The organism is Caballeronia sp. A2-2 (assembly GCF_057612605.2).
In genome coordinates, this window is the sequence record NZ_CM172587.1 from 1807912 (window position 1) to 1826312 (window position 18401).

Here is an 18401-nt window from a genome sequence, read left to right on the forward strand (position 1 = left end):
CAGACTGGCCGATATTCCGAATCACGCTTTGACGCCTGACCGTTTCGACGGGCTCACACCGAACCACACGAAGACTTCTCGCCGAACGATATGAAGCCGATCTGGATAGTAGACGACGACCAATCCATCCGATGGGTGCTGGAAAAGGCCCTTGCACGAGAGAACTTCAGCACGCGCAGTTTCTCCGGCGTGCGCGATGCGCTCGCCGCGCTCGAACACGAAAGCCCGCAGGTTCTGGTGTCGGACATCCGCATGCCGGGCGGCTCGGGGCTGGAGCTGTTGCAGACCGTGCGCGACCGGCTGCCGGGCTTGCCGGTCATCATCATGACGGCGTTCTCGGACCTCGACAGCGCCGTGGCCGCGTTTCAGGGCGGCGCGTTCGAATATCTCGCCAAGCCGTTCGATGTCGATAAAGCCGTGGAACTCATCCGCCGCGCCGTCGATGAAAGCATGCGCGGCGAAGCGGCGTATGAAGAACGCGTGACGGAAACGCCCGAGATGCTCGGACAGGCGCCCGCGATGCAGGACATGTTTCGCGCCATCGGCCGGCTGTCGCATTCGGCGGCGACCGTGCTCATCACGGGCGAATCAGGCACCGGAAAGGAGCTTGTCGCGCGCGCCTTGCACCGACATAGCCCACGCGCGAACGGGCCGTTCATCGCGCTGAACACGGCGGCGATTCCGAAGGATCTGTTGGAATCCGAACTATTCGGTCACGAGCGCGGCGCGTTCACCGGCGCGCAGGCCATGCGGCAGGGCCGTTTCGAGCAGGCCGAGAACGGCACGCTGTTTCTCGATGAAATCGGCGACATGCCGTTCGACTTGCAGACGCGTTTATTGCGCGTGCTGTCGGACGGGCAGTTCTATCGCGTGGGCGGTCACAATCCGCTCAAGGCGAATGTGCGCGTGATCGCGGCGACGCATCAGAATTTGGAATCGCGCGTGCGGCAAGGGCTGTTTCGCGAGGACTTGTATCACCGTCTCAATGTGATTCGGCTGCGGCTGCCCGCGTTGCGTGAGCGCAGCGAAGATATCCCGTTGCTCGCGCGTCACTTCCTGCAAAAGAGCGCGCGCGATCTGGGCGTCGAGCCTAAGCGTGTGTCCGACGAAGCGTTGGCGTATCTCGCGTCGCTGCCGTTTCCCGGCAATGTGCGGCAACTGGAAAACCTGTGCAACTGGCTCACGGTGATGGCGCCGGCACAGGTCATCGAGCAAAAGGATTTGCCGCCCGACCTCACGCCGCGTCAGGACTACGCGACGGCCGAAAGCCTTGCCGTTTCGACCGATGGCGCGGTGGCCGGGAACCCGGTCGCGCAGAACGGCGCGGCGATCGCGACTGCGCCATTGGCCGCACCTGCGGGCGTGGCGGCGAGCGTGTGGGAGAACGGTCTGCGCACGGAAGTCGCGCGCTTGCTGCGCGAGAATTCCGCCGATGTCATGGATGAACTCGCGCGCCGTTTCGAGGCCGCGGTCATTCGCGAGGCGCTCGACTTCACGCGCGGGCGCAAGGTCGAAGCAGCGGAGCGGCTGGGCATTGGCCGCAACACCATCACGCGCAAGATTCAGGAATTGCACATCGACGCGTGATGATGCTTCTTTGACGGATCAACCGAGCGTCGCGATCACGGGTGCGTGGTCCGACGGCTGTTCCAGCTTGCGCGGCGCCTTGTCCACTTCGCACGACGTGCAGAGCGCCGCCAGTTCCGCCGACAGCAAGATGTGGTCGATGCGCAGACCCATGTTGCGGCGAAACGCCATCATTCGATAATCCCACCACGTATAGACTTTTTCGGGCTGCTCGAACTTGCGGAAGGCATCGGTCAGGCCTAGCGCAATGAGTTGCTGGAAGTGCGCGCGTTCCTCGGGTGACACGAGGTTCTGGCCGACCCATGCTTGCGGGTCATGCACGTCGCGGTCTTCGGGCGCGATGTTGTAATCGCCCAGCAGCGCGAGCTTCGGATGACGCGCCATGTCTTCGCGCAGATACTCGCGCAACGCATCGAGCCAGCGCATCTTGTAGGCGAACTTTTCGGTGCCGGGCGCCTGCCCGTTCGGGAAGTAAGCGCACACGATGCGCACGCCGTTCACCGTCGCCGCGATCACGCGTTGCTGCAAATCCTCGAAGCCGGGGATATTGCGGATGACGTTGATCTCATCCACTTCGAAATCCGACGCGGCGCGCACCAGGATGCCCACGCCGTTATACGTCTTCTGTCCTGCGAACCAGCTTTTGTAACCGGCGGCTTCGAGGTCGGCGCGCGGGAATTTTTCGTCGGGGAGTTTGAGTTCCTGCAGGCACAGGACATCGACCTGCGTTTGGGTGAGCCAGTCGATGACGTGCTGCTGACGGACTTTGAGGGAATTGACGTTCCAGGTGGCGATTTTCATCTAATTTTCTAGAGCTTACTGGGCAACCGTTTTCGGTCGATGGGCCGCTAAAAATACTGTGCAGCTACCCATCTGGCTACCCACGTTCATTTGGCGGAGTCGGACGGCGCTAGCAGTGCGTCGACGCTTTCCACAGTGATTCCCCTTGAGCATGCGCCGAACTTTACCAGCCGCAGTCTACCAGTGCGCACCCTGCGCTGGACCGTTGCCTCGGAGAGTTAAGTTGCACATCGACTCACGGATCTTGCAAAGCTTGGGTCTCACGACCATGCTGTCGTTCCTGGATTGATCAATTGCCCTCAACTCACTGCGCATGCTCGGGTCGCACGACTTGCTCGGTAGATCAACTCAGCTTGCGAGCGACATGATCTGGCAGGGCGTTACCTACCTGCGCTATCCGGTGCAGGTATTGGGTTCGAAGGGAGGGGGCAGGGCAAGTTGCCGCGCCCGCGCCTCGTCCCATCGAACACGGCCGGGATCGTCATCGCGATGTGCCGCCAGTACGCCGATATTGGTTGACTGTTCGGTATTTCGAAAGCCTATGTTGATCCGCTATCCGAATGTGGCTTGTTTCGTAATGTGAAATCCTCTCGCGCATTCGAATGAGGTCTTCTCGACGACGTGTTTTACGTAATCAAGAAACCGCGTGAGTCGCTGGACTTGATCGGTTCGAGCTAGCTATCGCGTTCGATGTGGAGGGCGTGCAGTTACCGCTTAGGCAGGTAATCTGCAACGCGTGTCCGTGGGCCTGTCGCGATGAAGGTGGCTATGTGGGACCGCCCGTCGCCGACATCAACGACAACACAACGCGCGTCCAAACGCCAATCAGTGCGGCAAGCGGCTGAGTCGCGGATGCTGCGGTATGGAAATAGTTGGAAGTCGTTCGGAGGCATGCCGGAGCGGCGCGGCAATACTGGTGAAGTAAGTCTCTATGCGTCAGAGGAAAACGCGAAGGACACGACGACCAACGCTTACCCTGCGTTTATCTTTTTAAGCGCATCGCCGACAAAGCTAGCTTCTCTTACATCACTATCGACAAACCACTTGCAGTAATAGGAATGTCGGTGATTGCCATCAGGCAGGGTAGTGACGGTCATCAACGGCCCACCAGAATTGAGTCTGACAACATCACCTACTTTGAATTGATTGCTTGAAGACATGTATATTGCTCACTTTTGTTTTGGGATGCTATTTATACACCATGTTACTTCGCCGGAACCTATACTACGCAACGTGTGACACAGAATTTAGCGAAACTTATGAAGTTCACATCAACTGCAGCGGCACTGCTCGTATCGAGCTTATCTCTTTGCGTCGCTGCATGGTCAATTCACGAGACCAACGAAAATGCCAAGCTTGCAGCCCGGCCTTATGCGATCGTCATGTCGCACGTCGATAAGTCAGGAAAGCGGATTGGCCTTTTCCTGTCAAACGCAGGTCTCGGACCAGCGTTAATTAAGAGCATGACGATAGCCGTTGATGGACGAGTCTACTCCGGCCTTGGAGAAAGCATATGGCCACAATTCATTAGGGACATGAAGCTCAACTCCACCTGCTTCCGGACTGGATGGCCCGATCAGCAGGCGGTTTTGCGAGTCGGCGAGGAAGACCCTTTGCTGGTCCTGGGCGACATCGCACCATTATCCTGTCAACGCGAGTTGGGTTCGATACTGGCCTTCAAAGACGTGAAGGTCGAAATGCAATACGCATCGATCTTTGATGAGAATTTTCATTATGAGCATAACGTTCGGATTCGGGACGCGATGTTGCGAGAACTAATGATGCAATAGAGTCGATTGGCGGCGCAGTAGTTCGTCTGTAGCAGGCACGCCGCTAAATCGATTGAAGAGATAATAAATGACAGACCTTCTTGGCTTGTTCCTGATGTGCTCATTCACGCGTAGAGCGAAGTCCGTAGAAACTGCTTCGCCAATCTGCTCGACGATGAAGGACTGGGCGTTCTGGCGAGCGCGCAAAGCCGTCTCTTTGACAAGTTCACGCGCGGCGAGAAGGAGTCTGCGCAGCCGGGCATCGGATTGGGGCCGGCGATTTGCCGCGCGATCGTGAAGGCGCGTAGCGGCCAGATCGGCGTGAAGAATATCGAGGATGCAAGCGGCCGCGTCACCAGCGCGCGTTTCTGGTTCACGACTGCCCGTCGACGAGGCGCCCGGCGACATCCACCCGACGAAGAGTCGCTATAAGATAACGCAATGAGCTTATCCCCCGACCCCCAACCAACCCTCACCGGCCCCCACGTCGAGTTACGCCCCCTGCGTCCCGACCACGCCGCCCCCCTGATCACCGCCGCCGCCGACGGCGAACTCTGGAACCTCAGCGTCACTGTCGTCCCCGGCCCCGACACCATCCAACGCTACATCGACACAGCACTCACCGGACGCGATGCAGGCACCGTCATGCCCTTCGTCATCGTTCAGCGCGACACCGGGCGCATCGTCGGCAGCACGCGTTTCTGGAAGATCGACCGCGTGAATCGCAAGCAGGAAATCGGGCATACGTGGCTCGCGCGTTCGACGCAGCGCACGGGCATCAACGTCGAGGCGAAGCTGCTGCTGCTCACGCATGCGTTCGAGGTCATGCAAGCCGTGCGCGTGCAGTTCACGACCGACGAGCTGAACGAGAAGTCACGCGCGGCGATTCTCGGCATCGGCGCGAAGCAGGAAGGGATCGTGCGGCACGAGCGCATCATGCCGGACGGGCGCAAGCGCAACTCCGTGCGCTTTTCGATCATCGATGATGAATGGCCCGGCGTGAAGGCCATGCTGCGCGCGAAACTCACGCATCGAGCATAGCGCGGCCTTTCATATGCGCGCGGATTTGCGCGACGAAGCGCTGCGTCACGGCATCGTCGCGCGTGCTCGGCCATGCAATGCCGATGCGCCATTTCGCCGGGGCATCGCGCAAAGTAAGCACGCGGGCATCGCGCAACAGATATTGCGCGCGTGAAGGCAGAAACGCCGCGCCGACACCACCCGCAACTGCCGCCAACACCGACTGAATATCGTCCGCTTCCTGCGTGACGTTCGGCTTGAGGCCGTGCTTCCCACACCATCGCTCGATTTGCGCGGCCAGCCCCGGCCCGCGGCTCTTCGCCAGCGCGATGAAGCCGGGATCGTTCAGCACGTTCAAATCTTTCGGCAGCCGCGTGTACTGAAAATGCTCCGGCACGGCAAGCGCCAGCGTCTCGTCGAGCACGGCGAAACCCGTGAGTCCAGCGCTCGTCGGCATGCGCATGAAGCCGACATCAAGCTTGTTCGCAAGCAGCCGTTGCGTCTGCTCGCTGGACGACAGATCGTGCAGCGTGATGCTCACGTTCGGATTCTCGCGACGAAACTGCGCGATCAGCTTCGGCACATGCGTGAGCACCGACAGACACAAGCCCACGCGCAAGAAACCGCGCGCACCGCTGCTCGACTCACGGGCGCGGGCGAGCACGGCGTCGGCATCGCGCACGAGGTTTTGTGCATCGGCGACGAAACCCGCGCCGAATATCGTCAGTTCCGCGCCATGCCGGCCGCGTTCGAAAAGCCGCGCGCCAAGGCTTTCTTCGAGCGCGGCAATCTGCTTGCTGAGCGCGGGCTGGCTCAGATGCAACGCCTGCGCCGCGCGTCCGAAATGCCGCAATTCGGCGATGATGAGAAACGCCCGCAGCAGTTTGAGTTCCATCGGTTCGATTCCAAAAGGCGATCGATTCGCTCAAAACATTCATTTTACTTATCGAACGATGGACGTTTCAATGAGGGTGTTCGCTGCTTTCGCGGGAGGGCCGGTTGGAAACGTCATCTTCGATTCGTGTTGCAGTCATGCGTCGTCTGAACGCGGCGAGCGTGGCGTCCACGTTGTCGCGGCTTGCGCGCAAGAGCGTGCAACTTGCGCTTTTTCCGCAAGCGAGCGCGGACGATATCGATGTCGCGATAGATGACATCGCGCAGGCTGTGGAGACGAGTGGCGTCGCGGCGGGCGTGGGTTTCATCGAACGCACGCCGGATGGGCGGCGCTACGATAGTTATGCGCTCTGCATGCCGGGCGGCGCGCGCATGCGTCATCGCGCGTTGAACGAGGGCGATGGGCGCTATCACGTCGGCGAGCGTTTCACGGTTGCTGATACACCGCTCGGCGCGCGCGTAGGCATCCTGATCGGTGACGACAACGATATCGTCGAGAACGTGAGGATGAACGCGCTGATGGGCGCAACGCTGCTCATCGCGCCGTATCGGCAGGACGCGATGTGCGACGCCGGACGCATCGCGGCACGCGCGATCGATCACGGCATGTTCATCGCGGCGAGCGGGGCGGGCGTGATCGCCGGTCCCGATGGCACTGTGCTGGCTTCGGGCGATGACTGCATCGCCGATATTCAACCTTCCTTGGCCGATGCGAGCGCGGGACGACGGGCGCTGGCGTCGCGTCGCCCCTCGCTCTACGGCGCGCTCGCACGCGAGACAGGCGCCTACCAGGAACAACGACGCGCAACCGCACGCGGCGCGCTGCCGCTCTCCTTCGCGATGGTGGCGCGCATTCGAACCTGACCGATTTCTGTCCCGCTACAATCGGACGAACAGCCACGGCCGGAGGGTTCGCACATGGATCTCATCATTCGCCGCGCGGCGCTTGCCCGCTCGGATGCGCTCGTCGATATCGGCATGCAGGCGGGGCGCATCGCCGCCATCGAGCCGCATCTGAACGCGACCGCGCGCGAGGAAATCGACGCGAACGGTTCGCTCGTCAGCGCGCCTTTCGTCGATGCGCACTTTCACATGGACGCGACGCTTTCCTACGGCTTGCCGCGCGTGAATAGCTCGGGGACGCTGCTGGAAGGCATCGCGCTATGGGGCGAACTGAAGCCCGAACTCACGCAGGAAGCGCTCGTCGAACGCGCGATGCAATACTGCGACTGGGCCGTCGCGCGTGGGCTGCTGGCGATCCGCACGCACGTCGATGTCTGCGACGAACGCCTGCTCGCGGTCGAAGCGCTGCTCGAAGTGAAGCGCCGTGTGAAGCCTTATCTCGATTTGCAACTTGTCGCGTTTCCGCAGGACGGCGTGTTGCGCAGTGCGGGCGCGTTCGACAACCTCAAGCGCTCGATCGCGATGGGCGTGGACGTGGTCGGCGGCATTCCGCATTTCGAACGCACGATGGCGGACGGCGCGGCATCGGTGAAACTGCTGTGCGAATTCGCGGCGGAAAAGGGCCTGCGCGTGGATATGCATTGCGACGAGTCCGACGATCCGATGTCGCGTCATATCGAAACGCTCGCGGCGGAAACGCATCGGCTCAGATTGCATGGACGCGTGACCGGCTCGCATCTCACGTCGATGCATTCGATGGATAACTATTACGTCAGCAAGCTGCTTCCGTTGATGCGTGAGTCCGGCGTAGCGGCGATTGCTAATCCGCTTATCAACATTACGCTGCAAGGGCGGTCGGATACATATCCGAAGCGGCGCGGCATGACGCGCGTTCCCGAACTCATGGCGGCGGGCGTGAATGTCGCGTTTGGGCATGATTGCGTGATGGACCCTTGGTACAGCTTAGGCTCGGGCGACATGCTGGAAGTCGCGCATATGGGCCTGCACGTCGCGCAGATGACAGGCGTGGATGCCATGCGTGCTTGTTTCGATGCGGTGACGGTGAATCCTGCGCGGATTCTGGGGCTTGAGGGGTATGGTATTGCAGTGGGATGTAACGCCGATTGCGTGATTCTCGATGCGCGTGATCCGATCGAGGCGATTCGGTTGCGTGCGGCGCGGATGGTGGTGATTAGGCGTGGAAAAGTGGTGAGCCGGAGTCCTGCGGTGCGGGCAATATTGGCGTTGGAAGGGCGGCCAGCGGAAGTGGATTTTCGGATCAAGCGATCTTGATATTTATCTTCACACGCCTCATGATCGAAAACAGATCGAGAGTCGAAGTGTATTTTTCTGAATTTATAAGGATTGCTTGCGTTACCGCTTGATTCAACGAGACGAACTGCTACGATGCCTTCCCGGCTAATTCGTTTTGGAGAATCGCATGTCAACAAAGAAGCCGCCGACGATGGCAAACGACCATCGTTCACCGCTGCCTGCGCGGCCGGCACAAAACAGGGAGCATCACTCTCATGTTTCACCGCGACCAGTACCACCGCCGCCACCACCGCCGCCTAACAAGTAGGAGCCGATATGAACGTGCGGGACGATACGTGTTTTCAGATTGACTATTCAATTCGTTTAGAAAAGATGCAGTCGATGCTGCTGTCGCGTATTGACCGCGTCGTCAACTTTGTACAAATACTGCTTGGAGCAGCGGTTATAACTGAATCGCTGCCGATAATATCGGGCTTGGCTATCGCTGCTTTAGCGGCCTTTTCATTTGTTTATCAGCCTGGAGTCAAGAGTGTTCTCGCTTTAGTCCAAAAGCAAAAATACGAGAATCTAAAGGCGAAGCTGGATATTTTATCCGACGAAGAACTTTCCAAATGCTTTGCTGACCTTCAGGAAAGTGATTCGCAGGCGTTCGGATCTTTGACTCATCCGGCGCACATGGGCGAGGAAATTCGCAGGGGACATGTACCGAACTTCGACTTGACCTTGGGAGAACGGATCACGTCTTTTCTGGCTGGTGACTTGCCGCGTGCTCGCACGATTTCGAGGCGTGATCCGCCTCACGATCGGCTTGACGCCTCGGGGTAATCTTGGCCTTCATTTGAAGCCTCTCCAAGGCCGAAAAGTCAGGAATCTGAGCCGACAAACCAAAAAAAAAACGCCGGTAGCAATACCGGCGTTTCTTCGATAGTACGTACCGCGCCTCACTGCGCCGTCGTTCCCGCCATCCCGTTATGCCTTAACAACGCATCAATATTCGGCTCACGCCCACGAAACGCCTTAAACGAATCCATCGCCGGCCGACTCCCCCCCACTTCCAAAATCTCACGACGATAACGCGTGCCCGTCTGCGCATCCAGCACGGACCCATTAACAGCCTTAGCAGCTTCCTCAAACGCAGCATACGCATCCGCCGAAAGCACCTCGGCCCACTTATAGCTGTAATACCCCGCCGCATACCCGCCCGCGAAGATATGGCTGAACGTGTTCGTCCACCGCGAGAACGGCGTCTGCGGCACCACATGAAACTGCTCGTTGATGTCACGCGCGAGGTCGTTCACATTCTGCGTGGCGTTAGCCGGATCGTACGACGTATGCAGCACCATATCGAACATCGAAAGCACGATCTGACGCAGCGTGCCCAGCCCGCTCTGGAAGTTCTTCGCGGCCAGCATCTTGTCGAAAAGTTCACGCGGCAACGGCGTGCCGGTTTCGACGTGCGCGGACATATCGGTCAGCACGTCCCACTCCCAGCAGAAGTTCTCCATGAACTGCGACGGCAGTTCGACCGCATCCCACTCGACGCCGTTAATGCCCGACACGCCCAGTTCATCCACGCGCGTGAGCATGTGATGCAAGCCATGCCCGAACTCATGGAACAGCGTGATGACTTCATCGTGCGTAAAGCACGCGGGCTTGCCGCCCACCGGCGCGGAAAAGTTGCAGGTGAGATAAGCGACTGGCGTCTGCACGCCGCCTTGCGTGCGCTTGTGACGCGAACGCGCGTCGTCCATCCACGCGCCGCCGCGCTTGCCTTCGCGCGCATACAGATCGAGATAGAACTGCGCGACCAGCGTGCCGTCCTTGTTCTCGACACGGAAAAAGCGCACGTCCGGATTCCACACCGCTGCTTCATCGCGACGAATGGACACGTTGAACAGCGTTTCGGTGACCTTGAACAAACCCTTCAGCACGGCTTCCTGCGGGAAGTATTGCTTCACTTCGTTCTCGGAGAACGAATAGCGCTTCTGACGCAGTTTTTCCGATGCCAGCGCCACGTCCCACGGCTGAAGTTCCGGCATGCCGAGTTCGGTCGCGGCGAACGCGCGCAGTTCCATCCAGTCGTTTTCGCCGTATGAGCGGGCGCGCCTGGCCAGATCTTCGAGGAACGCGATGACCTGCGCGGGCGACTCCGCCATCTTCGGCGCGAGCGAGACTTCCGCGAAGTTCTGGTAACCGAGCGTCAGCGCTTCTTCGCGACGCAGCTTGAGCGTCTCGGCCACGTTCGCGGTGTTGTCCCACTCCGACTTGCCGTGGCCGTAAGTCTCGCCAAGTTCGGACGCGCGCGTGACATAGGCGCGGTACATCGCCTCACGCATCGGACGATGTTCGGCGTACTGAAGCACCGGGAAATACGAAGGAAAATGCAGCGTGAACTTCCAGCCTTCCTTGCCATCGCGCTGAGCGGCTTCGCGCGCTGCTTCGATCACGTCGCCGGGCAGGCCCGCAAGCTCGCTTTCTTCCGTGACGATGTACGCGTACGCGTTGGTTGCATCGAGCACATGGTCGGAAAACGCCTTGGCGAGCGCCGCCTGTTCTTCCTGCAATTGCGCGAAACGCGGTTTGCGGTCCTCAGGCAATTCCGCGCCCGACAGACGAAAATCGCGCAGCGCGTTTTCGAGGATCTTCTTGCGCTCGGGCGAAAGACCGGCGAACTCCGCGCTCGCCACGATGGCCTTGTACTTCTCGTAAAACGCCAGATTCTGGCCAACACTCGCGGAAAACTCCGTGACGCGCGGCAGGTTTTCGGCATGCGCGGCACGCAGTTCGGGCGTATCGGCAACGGCATTCAGATGCCCGATGACGCCCCACGCGCGCGACAGTTTCTCCGACTCGCGATCCACCGCTTCGACGATATCTGTCCAGGTGGCGGGCGTGTCGGGCGCGGCGGCGTGATCGACGGCGGCTTTCGCATCCGCGAGCAGCACATCGAGGGCCGGGGTGACGTGTTCGGGCTTGATGTCGCCGAAGCGCGGAAGGTCGGAAAAGTCGAGCAGCGGATTATCGGACGACCTTGCTGCAGTGGTATCGCTCATGGCGCTCCCGTTCTCGTGTTGAAGGTGACGCGCGGGCAGGGCGATGAAAAAGCCCCGCGCCGCTATGTTCGGATGCTTCAACAAAGCATTATTGGGGCGGCGAGTCCAAAATCCAATCGAATGTTTTTAAGGGGACGATTGGTGGGCGCCGTTTTATGCTTCGCCCGCACGCTCGGCCGCTTCGATCGTGTTGACGAGCAGCATGGTGATGGTCATCGGGCCGACGCCGCCCGGCACCGGCGTGATGTAACCTGCCACTTCGCGCACGTTCGCGAAATCCACGTCGCCGCAGAGCTTGCCCTGATCGTCGCGGTTCATGCCGACATCGATCACGGTCGCGCCCGGCTTCACCATGTCGGCAGTCAGAATGTTGCGACGGCCCACGGCGGCCACGATCACATCCGCATCGCGCGTGTGCTTGCCGATATCGCGCGTCTTGCTGTGGCAGATCGTGACGGTCGCGCCCGCTTCGAGCAGCAGCAGCGCCATCGGCTTGCCGACGATGTTCGAGCGCCCGATCACCACCGCGTTCGCGCCTTTCAGGTCGATGTCATGCGCCTCGAACATCTTCATCACGCCATACGGCGTACACGGGCGAAACAGCGGCTTGCCGGTCAGGAGCGCGCCCGCGTTGGCGACGTGAAATCCGTCCACGTCCTTTTCGGGCGCGATAGCTTCGATCACCTTGTGGCTGTCGATATGCGCGGGCAACGGCAGTTGCACGAGGATGCCGTGAATTGCCGGATCGGCGTTCAGCTTGTCGATGTGCGCGAGCAGTTCGTCTTGCGCGAGCGTCGCGGGGAAGCGGTCCATCACCGAATGCAGGCCGTTGTCGTGGCACGCCTTCACCTTGTTGCGCACGTAGACTTCGCTCGCCGGGTTGTCGCCGACCAGCACGACGGCGAGCCCCGGCTTGTGGCCGCGAGCGGTGAGGGCGGCGGCGCGCGTGGCGACATCGGCGCGGAGAGTCTTGGAAAGGGCGTTGCCGTCGATGAGTTGGGCGGTCATGGCGAATCGGGTCGAGGATGGGCGATCGGGTGCGGCAGTCGTCGGGCGCACGGCATGGGTGCTGCCGCTGGGGCATGACGCTGTGCGTCGTGTTTTGGCGTTTTTACGCCATCGGGAAGGGCAAAATTATACCGCCGCCACGCGGCGGACGTTCCCGATGGCGTTGCTTCGATCGCCTTACGATGCGCTCAGGGCGCGACCGCCTTCCACGAATCGTCGGGATCGAACGACTTGATTGCGGCGGCGGCGGTCGGCGTGCGCGGCCCGAGGTTCTTCTCGTAGAGTTGGCCGTCCTGATCGATCATGAAGGACATCACGCCGGTTTCGCCGTATTTCGCCGGCCACGCGATGAGGCCAAAGCCGCCCGTCAGTTGCGCGCCCTTCATGAAGTTTCGCGCGCCGCCTTTCGCGTGCTTGCCCTGCGCGGTGAGAATGCGATAGTGATAGCCGTAATAGCCGCCGGATGCCGTCGATTTGTTCGGCATCGCTGCGGCCAGTGGACCGAGCGGACTTTCGGCTTCGCCCGGCGCGGTGTCCCAGTACAGGCCGTCGTGCTTGCCCGGCGTGCTCAGGAAACGCTCGGCATAGTGGTTCGTCAGTTTGCGGTAATCGTTCTGCGCATCCACGTAGGCGAGCGCCACCTGCATGGCGGACCGCTCGTTGCGGCCGACGCGCCGCACCGCGAGTTCGTCGTGTGCCGCGGCCATGTCGAAGCGCCAGCCGTGGGCCGTATCGACGAGCGGAATGGGCAGCGTCCAGCCGCTCGTTCCAACTTCGACATGCGCGGCCGGATGACCTTCGATCTTCGCCTCGTCCTGCACGATGCGATGCCCCTGCGCCCACGCGCCGAGGTACTGATAAATATCCTCTTCGCCGATGCTGTCGGTCGGCACATAACGCGCGTGATCGCGGCCGAGCACGGTGGAGATCGCGGTTTCGTCGTTGTTCGTGATGGCATCGGTCAGCGCCTGCGCGGCGCCATCGGGCGTGGGGTACACGGCCTGCGCGTGCGCCGCCGATGCCACGAGCGAGAGCGCGGCGAACATCGCGCGCAGATAAGCGGGGATTTTCGGTTGGGTGTGCATCATTCTGGGCTCCTGAAGGGGGCGGGCACCGCATCGACGGCGCGCGAGGGTGAGCGTTGCATCAACGACGATGGAATCCGCCGCCACCGCCGTGGAAGCCGCCTCCGCCTCCGCCACCGAAGCCACCTCCGCCGCCACCACCACCGAATCCACCCTGACGCTGCACGCCTCCGCCATTCGCGCCCATCCGGCTCGGCTGCCGATTCTCGAACGACTGCCGGCTCGCCTGACCGCGCTGCATGTCCTGACGCGCGCCCTGACCATCGCCCGCGCCGCGCAGCGCGTTGTCGCGGTTCACGCTCTGCGCGCGCTGATTGAGATTGCCGTTGTTGATGCCGTTCGCGCCGCCGCCTTGCCGGATGTTCTGCGCGCGCTGACTCGCCGTCTGGTTCATGTTCTGCCCGGTGCGCTGCTGCAAGGTCTGCGCCGCCTGCGAGCGCGCATTGTCGCGGCCACGGAACTGATCGCGATTCGCGGCAAGGTTCTGATTGTTGAAGTTCTGCCGGTTGGCCGCGAGATTTTGATTATTGAAGTTCTGCCGGTTCACGTTGTTCCGGTTGAACTGCGGGTCGTTGCGGTTCCAGTTGACATTGCCGTTATTCGCCTTGATGCGGTTATTCACGTTGATGTTGTTGTACCGGTTCACATTGACGTTCACATTGCCGTGATTCCAGTCGCAGTTGCCCCACAACGAATTCGCGACCGCGACGCCCGCACCGAACGCGAGCCCGCCGACGAACGCGGTCGCCATCGCATAGCCCGGAGGCGGCGGCACATAGACCGGCGGATACGCCGGATAAGGCCACGCACCGTACACGACCGTCGGGTTATACGTCGGCACGTACACCACTTGCGGATTGGCCGGCTGAATCTGAATGGTCGTCACGCTCGTGCTCGGCGCCTGCTGCACGACGATCTTCTGCTGCTCGTTCGTCTTCAGATTGCCCGCGCTTTGCGCCGCGCGACGCAGGCGTTGCACGGAGTCCATCACTTCACTCGGCTGCGCGATGAACGCGTTGCCGAGATTCGTCATCCACTCGGGTTTCGAGGCCATGGTCGCGAGCGCCTGCGGGAACGCGACGAGCGATTGCACGCTCGGGTCCCATGGTTCGGACTGCACGGCTTTCACTGCATCGTCGCCCTTGATGTTGGGATTCTGCTTCGACCATTCCGCCGCCTGCTGCACGTCCTGCGGATACGTTGCGGCCATCAGCACTTGCGCGAGCAACGCATCGGGATAAAGCGCGACGGGCGCGGTCAGCGAATCGAGTTGCTGATTCGACAGTTTCTGACCGGCAGGCGCGCTGCTCTGCGCCTGCGCGAAAACGGCCGGCGCGTGGAGCATGCCGAGCGGCATCGCCGTGAGCGCAACGCACAAGGCAAACGCGCGGCGCGTGCCGGGAAGAAACGCAGTATGGGAATTCGTTTTCAAGATTGGTCCTCCTGCGCATCTTGTTCGACCGGACGATGCCGGTACGACAAGCAAGCGTGAAGCGAACGGGAAAAGCGAAGAGGGGATACAACGCTGAATTTGCTGCCGACGCGCAGCAAATTGATTCGGACGGCAAACGTTTGGCTGTCCGGTGAAGGGATGACCCGCGCAATGTCGTGCATGACCGAGTCCGTTAAAGAGGGTCCGGTCAAAGTACGGGCCGGACGAATGCGAGTCAACGTGATCCACGAAATATCACGTTTCATCCGCACCGACAACGGGCACGCGAAAAGGCAGGGAAATTATGTAAGAGAGGAAAGACGCGCGAAAGCGCAGGCGGCCAGCACTGAAGGCTGGCCGCTCGATGAACTCATCAGTGAAACCGCGCTGTTACGGCTGCGGCTTGTTCGACAGCGCGAGACGCAGCAGGTCGGCCACGGTATTCACCGACAGCTTTTCCATGATGTTCGCGCGGTGCGCTTCCACCGTCTTGATGCTGATGCCCAGATCGTCCGCAATCTGCTTGTTCAGCCGCCCGGCGATGATCCGCTCCAGCACCTGATGCTCGCGCGCCGTGAGCTTGCCCAACCGCTCGGCCGCCGCGCGCTGCTGCTGCACGCTGGTGCTTTCGCTGCGCGCCTTTTCCAGCATGCGCTCGACGAGCTTGCGCAGTTCCGCCTCGTCGAAGGGCTTCTCGATGAAGTCCATCGCGCCTTTCTTCATCGTGGAGACGGCCATCGGCACATCGCCGTGACCGGTCACGAAGATGATCGGCAGCAGCGAATTTTCAGCGATGAGCTTCTCCTGCAATTCGAGCCCCGTCATGCCGGCCATGCGCACGTCGAGGATCAGGCAGGAGATCGCGCCGGAATGCGCGACCGGCAAATACACGTCGAGGAAGGATTCCGCGCTGGAGAAACACTGAACGCGGTAGCCGTTCGCTTCAAGCAGCCAGCGCAAGGAATCACGCACGGCCTCGTCATCGTCGACGACGAAGACGGTTTCCTGAGTGGTGACTGTGCTCATAGTTCTCCCGTTACTGTTTGTTGTCTCGTATGTTCGTCTTGCGTATCCGTGCCGCGGCCGCCCGAGGAGCCGTCCACTTCACCGATCGGCAGGCTGCAATGGAAGGTCGCGCCCGTCACGTTGCCATCCGATTCGACGTTGTTGACGACCCAAAGCCGTCCGCGATGCGACTCGATGATCGAGCGGCAGATATTCAGCCCCATCCCCATTCCATCAGATTTCGTGCTGTAGAACGGTTCGAAAAGCCGCTCAGCGGTGGCTTCGTCCACGCCCGGTCCCTGATCGACCACGCTGATGCAGACGAAGCCGCCATCCGTGCGCTGCACGACCACGCGAATCACCGGATCGACGGCGTTCGGTTTCGCATCATGCATGGCTTCGGCTGCATTTTTCAACAGATTCACGAGCACTTGTTCGATCAGCACCGGATCGACGTAGATCACCGGCATGCGCGAACGGATTTCCGTGACGATGCGGATCTTGCGTTTGCGCGCCTCGATCTCGGCGAGACCGACCGCGTCCGCGACGATATCCGCCACGCGCGTGGCCTGGCGCTTGGGCTCGCTGCGCTTCACGAACTCGCGAATGCGCTTGATGATCATGCCCGCGCGCACCGCCTGCTGCGCGGTTTTCTCGAGCACCGGAAGCAGCGTTTCCTGCGTCATGCGGCCGGATTTCACCAGCGCCACGCAGCCCGAGCAGTAATTATTGATGGCCGCGAGCGGCTGATTCAGCTCATGCGCGAGCGACGACGCCATCTCGCCCATCGTCATCAGGCGGCTGGTGAACTGAAGTTTTTCTTCCTGCTGATGCGCGAGTTCCTGCGCCTGCTTGCGTTGCGTGATGTCGGTCGCGATCTGCATCTGCGCGAGGTGGCCGTCCACCCATTGAATGTACTGGCGGCGCACTTCGAACCACTTCTGGATGCCTTCGACATAGACTTCCTGCGCATCCGCCGAGCTTTCGGTGATAGCCGTGGCGGGCAATCCCGCGTAAGTGTCCACCATGTCGATGTCGTCCGACGAGCTTTGTCCGCCGTCGAACCCCGCGCCCGCGAGTTGCAAATGCCCGTCCGGCCGGATGCCGAACAGATGCCGGTAATAGCGGTTGGCGAACAGCAGTTCGGCTTCGTCGGCGGCGAGCACGGACACGGCGGCGTCCAAACTTTCGAGCACCGTGGTGAAGCGCTCGTGCGCGGCGGCGAGTTCTTCGCGCGCGCGTTTCGGTTCGGTGATGTCGGTCATCGACGACATCCAGCCGGTTTGCCGTCCCGAACTGTCGATCAGCGGCGATACGTACAAACGCGCGTGGAAGAACGAACCGTCCTTGCGGCGCACGCGCAACTCGAAGCCGGACGACGGCGCCTTGCCGCGCAAGGTCATGTCGAGTTGGCGTTGCATTTCCGGGTAGGCATCGCGCGGCCAGTAGGGGAAGGGCGCGTTGCGGCCGACGAGATCGCTTTCGTCCCAGCCGGTCATGCGGCAGAACGCCGGATTCACGTGCGTGATGCGGCCGTGCATGTCGAGCACGCGCATGCCGATCAGCACGGAGTTTTCCATCGCGCGACGGAAGAACGCTTCGGCGTAGAGCGCCTGTTGCGCCTCGAAGCGCTGACGCGTGTGCTTCCACAAACTCCACAAGCTCCACAGCACGAAGCACGACAAACCGGCGACCAGCCACACCAGCGTGTTGTTGGTGAAGTTCGTGAGTTGCGGATACGAATACACGCGCACCGACAAGCCTTGCCCCGGCGGGTCGAGCGGCAGGTCGTAGAACATGTCGCGCGGCAGGCGCGGGCGGCTCGACGTGGTGGCGAGTTCGCGATTGTTCAGGTCGGTGATGGAGATCTTGTATTTCGCCGACAACTCGCTGGGAATGTCGTGCTTCAGGATGCCTTCGATCGAAAACACCGCCGCGATCGAGCCGAGAAACTCGCGGTCGCGGAACACCGGCGTCTGCAGGGTGATATAGCCATTACCTAGATCGTCGTAGAGCAGCGGCGAGTAGACTTGTCGGCGCGTGTTGCGCGCTTCGTCGAAGGCGGCCTGCACGGCCTCGTCCATCTGCGTGTCGTTGGGTTTGGCTAGACGAGAACCCAGCACCGGCAGCGGCGTGTTCGGCCAGCGCGGCTTGTGCTCGCTCGTGTACCAGTTCATGTAGAGGAGTTCGGGATGCCCCTGCATGATGTCCGCGGAGGACGTCTGGAAGGTTTGCGGATCGTTGTGACCGCTGGCGATGTCGCGTGCGAGCGCCTGAATCTGCTCTTGCGCGCCCGTCATGGAAAGCCGGATTTGCTGCTGCGCCCACGCGACGTTGCGATACAGCGTGTCTTCCTGCTGCTGCTGTTCGCGCCGGTTGAGACTCCAGAGAATCAGACTCATCACGACCAGGAACACGAGGATCGAAATGAGCGGCGTGAGTAAATAGGAGTTCGACCACCACGGGCCGTGGTGCCAGCGGGAGGGCGACGAGTCGGTCTGCTTGCGCGCCACCCGTGCCGAGCGTTTGAGCCGGTCAGTCAACATGGCTGCGATTGTAACGCAGCGTC

General features: G+C 61.1%; 15 protein-coding genes and 2 pseudogenes. 8 read left to right on the forward strand and 9 right to left on the reverse strand.

What is annotated here, in order from left to right:
• Positions 1-90 precede the first annotated feature (90 nt).
• Entirely contained in the window at positions 91-1587 is a 1497-nt protein-coding gene (gene ntrC, locus ACZCWR_RS08585; protein ID WP_487300350.1) for a nitrogen regulation protein NR(I), read from the forward strand.
• Between the two features lie 18 nt (positions 1588-1605).
• Here ntrC and xth read toward each other — a convergent pair whose 3' ends face one another.
• On the reverse strand, positions 1606-2388 hold the full coding sequence (xth, locus tag ACZCWR_RS08590; RefSeq protein ID WP_487300351.1) for an exodeoxyribonuclease III: 783 nt from the start codon (positions 2386-2388) through the stop codon (positions 1606-1608).
• Positions 2389-3065: 677 nt separating this feature from the next.
• Here xth and ACZCWR_RS08595 point away from each other — a divergent pair.
• Positions 3066-3233 (forward strand): annotated as a pseudogene (locus tag ACZCWR_RS08595) (hypothetical protein); the annotation flags it as partial.
• 126 nt (positions 3234-3359) lie between these two features.
• Here ACZCWR_RS08595 and ACZCWR_RS08600 read toward each other — a convergent pair.
• Complete coding sequence (locus tag ACZCWR_RS08600) at positions 3360-3548, reverse strand: YodC family protein (protein ID WP_487300352.1); 189 nt, start codon at positions 3546-3548, stop codon at positions 3360-3362.
• A 99-nt stretch (positions 3549-3647) separates the two neighbouring features.
• On the opposite strand from ACZCWR_RS08600, the gene ACZCWR_RS08605 reads away from it, so the two are divergent.
• The 3 genes and pseudogenes from ACZCWR_RS08605 (at position 3648) to ACZCWR_RS08615 (ending at position 5198) form a co-directional block, all read left to right on the forward strand.
• On the forward strand, positions 3648-4178 hold the full coding sequence (locus ACZCWR_RS08605; protein ID WP_487300353.1) for a hypothetical protein: 531 nt from the start codon (positions 3648-3650) through the stop codon (positions 4176-4178).
• A gap of 147 nt (positions 4179-4325) precedes the next feature.
• Positions 4326-4557: pseudogene (locus ACZCWR_RS08610) on the forward strand (ATP-binding protein); the annotation flags it as partial.
• Positions 4558-4598: 41 nt separating this feature from the next.
• A complete protein-coding gene (locus ACZCWR_RS08615; protein WP_487300354.1) occupies positions 4599-5198 on the forward strand; it encodes a GNAT family N-acetyltransferase in 600 nt (199 codons plus the stop codon).
• Here the strand turns inward: ACZCWR_RS08615 and ACZCWR_RS08620 are convergent.
• Positions 5182-6072, reverse strand: coding sequence for a LysR family transcriptional regulator (locus ACZCWR_RS08620; protein ID WP_487300355.1), 891 nt, complete (start codon positions 6070-6072; stop codon positions 5182-5184). The genes ACZCWR_RS08615 and ACZCWR_RS08620 overlap by 17 nt on opposite strands.
• Positions 6073-6176: 104 nt before the next feature.
• Between ACZCWR_RS08620 and ACZCWR_RS08625 the strand changes: the two genes are divergently transcribed.
• The 3 genes from ACZCWR_RS08625 to ACZCWR_RS08635 all read left to right on the forward strand — a co-directional run bounded on the left by ACZCWR_RS08625 (position 6177) and on the right by ACZCWR_RS08635 (position 9074).
• Positions 6177-6935, forward strand: a complete 759-nt coding sequence (locus ACZCWR_RS08625) for a nitrilase-related carbon-nitrogen hydrolase (protein WP_488876487.1) — start codon at positions 6177-6179, stop codon at positions 6933-6935.
• A gap of 54 nt (positions 6936-6989) precedes the next feature.
• Positions 6990-8267, forward strand: coding sequence for an amidohydrolase family protein (locus tag ACZCWR_RS08630; protein ID WP_487300357.1), 1278 nt, complete (start codon positions 6990-6992; stop codon positions 8265-8267).
• 297 nt (positions 8268-8564) lie between these two features.
• Positions 8565-9074, forward strand: a complete 510-nt coding sequence (locus ACZCWR_RS08635) for a hypothetical protein (RefSeq protein WP_487300358.1) — start codon at positions 8565-8567, stop codon at positions 9072-9074.
• A 116-nt stretch (positions 9075-9190) separates the two neighbouring features.
• Here ACZCWR_RS08635 and ACZCWR_RS08640 read toward each other — a convergent pair whose 3' ends face one another.
• The 6 genes from ACZCWR_RS08640 to fixL all read right to left on the reverse strand — a co-directional run bounded on the left by ACZCWR_RS08640 (position 9191) and on the right by fixL (position 18378).
• Positions 9191-11302: a M3 family metallopeptidase gene (locus ACZCWR_RS08640; RefSeq protein WP_487300359.1), complete on the reverse strand. Its 2112-nt coding sequence runs from the start codon at positions 11300-11302 to the stop codon at positions 9191-9193.
• Between the two features lie 153 nt (positions 11303-11455).
• Positions 11456-12310: a bifunctional methylenetetrahydrofolate dehydrogenase/methenyltetrahydrofolate cyclohydrolase FolD gene (gene folD / locus ACZCWR_RS08645; RefSeq protein ID WP_487300360.1), complete on the reverse strand. Its 855-nt coding sequence runs from the start codon at positions 12308-12310 to the stop codon at positions 11456-11458.
• Positions 12311-12498: 188 nt separating this feature from the next.
• Complete coding sequence (locus ACZCWR_RS08650) at positions 12499-13398, reverse strand: DUF2950 domain-containing protein (protein WP_487300361.1); 900 nt, start codon at positions 13396-13398, stop codon at positions 12499-12501.
• Between the two features lie 58 nt (positions 13399-13456).
• Entirely contained in the window at positions 13457-14752 is a 1296-nt protein-coding gene (locus ACZCWR_RS08655) for a DUF3300 domain-containing protein (protein ID WP_487303288.1), read from the reverse strand.
• A 465-nt stretch (positions 14753-15217) separates the two neighbouring features.
• On the reverse strand, positions 15218-15853 hold the full coding sequence (fixJ, locus tag ACZCWR_RS08660; protein WP_487300362.1) for an oxygen response regulator transcription factor FixJ: 636 nt from the start codon (positions 15851-15853) through the stop codon (positions 15218-15220).
• Complete coding sequence (gene fixL, locus ACZCWR_RS08665; protein WP_487300363.1) at positions 15850-18378, reverse strand: oxygen sensor histidine kinase FixL; 2529 nt, start codon at positions 18376-18378, stop codon at positions 15850-15852. The genes fixJ and fixL overlap by 4 nt, the downstream gene beginning before the upstream one ends.
• Between the last annotated feature and the right edge of the window lie 23 nt (positions 18379-18401).

Coding starts and splice junctions, on each gene's coding strand:
- ntrC (WP_487300350.1), top strand. CDS start 91: ATGAAGCCGATCTGGATAGTAGACGACGACCAATCCATCCGATGGGTG.
- xth (WP_487300351.1), bottom strand. CDS start 2,388: ATGAAAATCGCCACCTGGAACGTCAATTCCCTCAAAGTCCGTCAGCAG.
- ACZCWR_RS08600 (WP_487300352.1), bottom strand. CDS start 3,548: ATGTCTTCAAGCAATCAATTCAAAGTAGGTGATGTTGTCAGACTCAAT.
- ACZCWR_RS08605 (WP_487300353.1), top strand. CDS start 3,648: ATGAAGTTCACATCAACTGCAGCGGCACTGCTCGTATCGAGCTTATCT.
- ACZCWR_RS08615 (WP_487300354.1), top strand. CDS start 4,599: ATGAGCTTATCCCCCGACCCCCAACCAACCCTCACCGGCCCCCACGTC.
- ACZCWR_RS08620 (WP_487300355.1), bottom strand. CDS start 6,072: ATGGAACTCAAACTGCTGCGGGCGTTTCTCATCATCGCCGAATTGCGG.
- ACZCWR_RS08630 (WP_487300357.1), top strand. CDS start 6,990: ATGGATCTCATCATTCGCCGCGCGGCGCTTGCCCGCTCGGATGCGCTC.
- ACZCWR_RS08635 (WP_487300358.1), top strand. CDS start 8,565: ATGAACGTGCGGGACGATACGTGTTTTCAGATTGACTATTCAATTCGT.
- ACZCWR_RS08640 (WP_487300359.1), bottom strand. CDS start 11,302: ATGAGCGATACCACTGCAGCAAGGTCGTCCGATAATCCGCTGCTCGAC.
- folD (WP_487300360.1), bottom strand. CDS start 12,310: ATGACCGCCCAACTCATCGACGGCAACGCCCTTTCCAAGACTCTCCGC.
- ACZCWR_RS08650 (WP_487300361.1), bottom strand. CDS start 13,398: ATGATGCACACCCAACCGAAAATCCCCGCTTATCTGCGCGCGATGTTC.
- ACZCWR_RS08655 (WP_487303288.1), bottom strand. CDS start 14,752: ATGCCGCTCGGCATGCTCCACGCGCCGGCCGTTTTCGCGCAGGCGCAG.
- fixJ (WP_487300362.1), bottom strand. CDS start 15,853: ATGAGCACAGTCACCACTCAGGAAACCGTCTTCGTCGTCGACGATGAC.
- fixL (WP_487300363.1), bottom strand. CDS start 18,378: ATGTTGACTGACCGGCTCAAACGCTCGGCACGGGTGGCGCGCAAGCAG.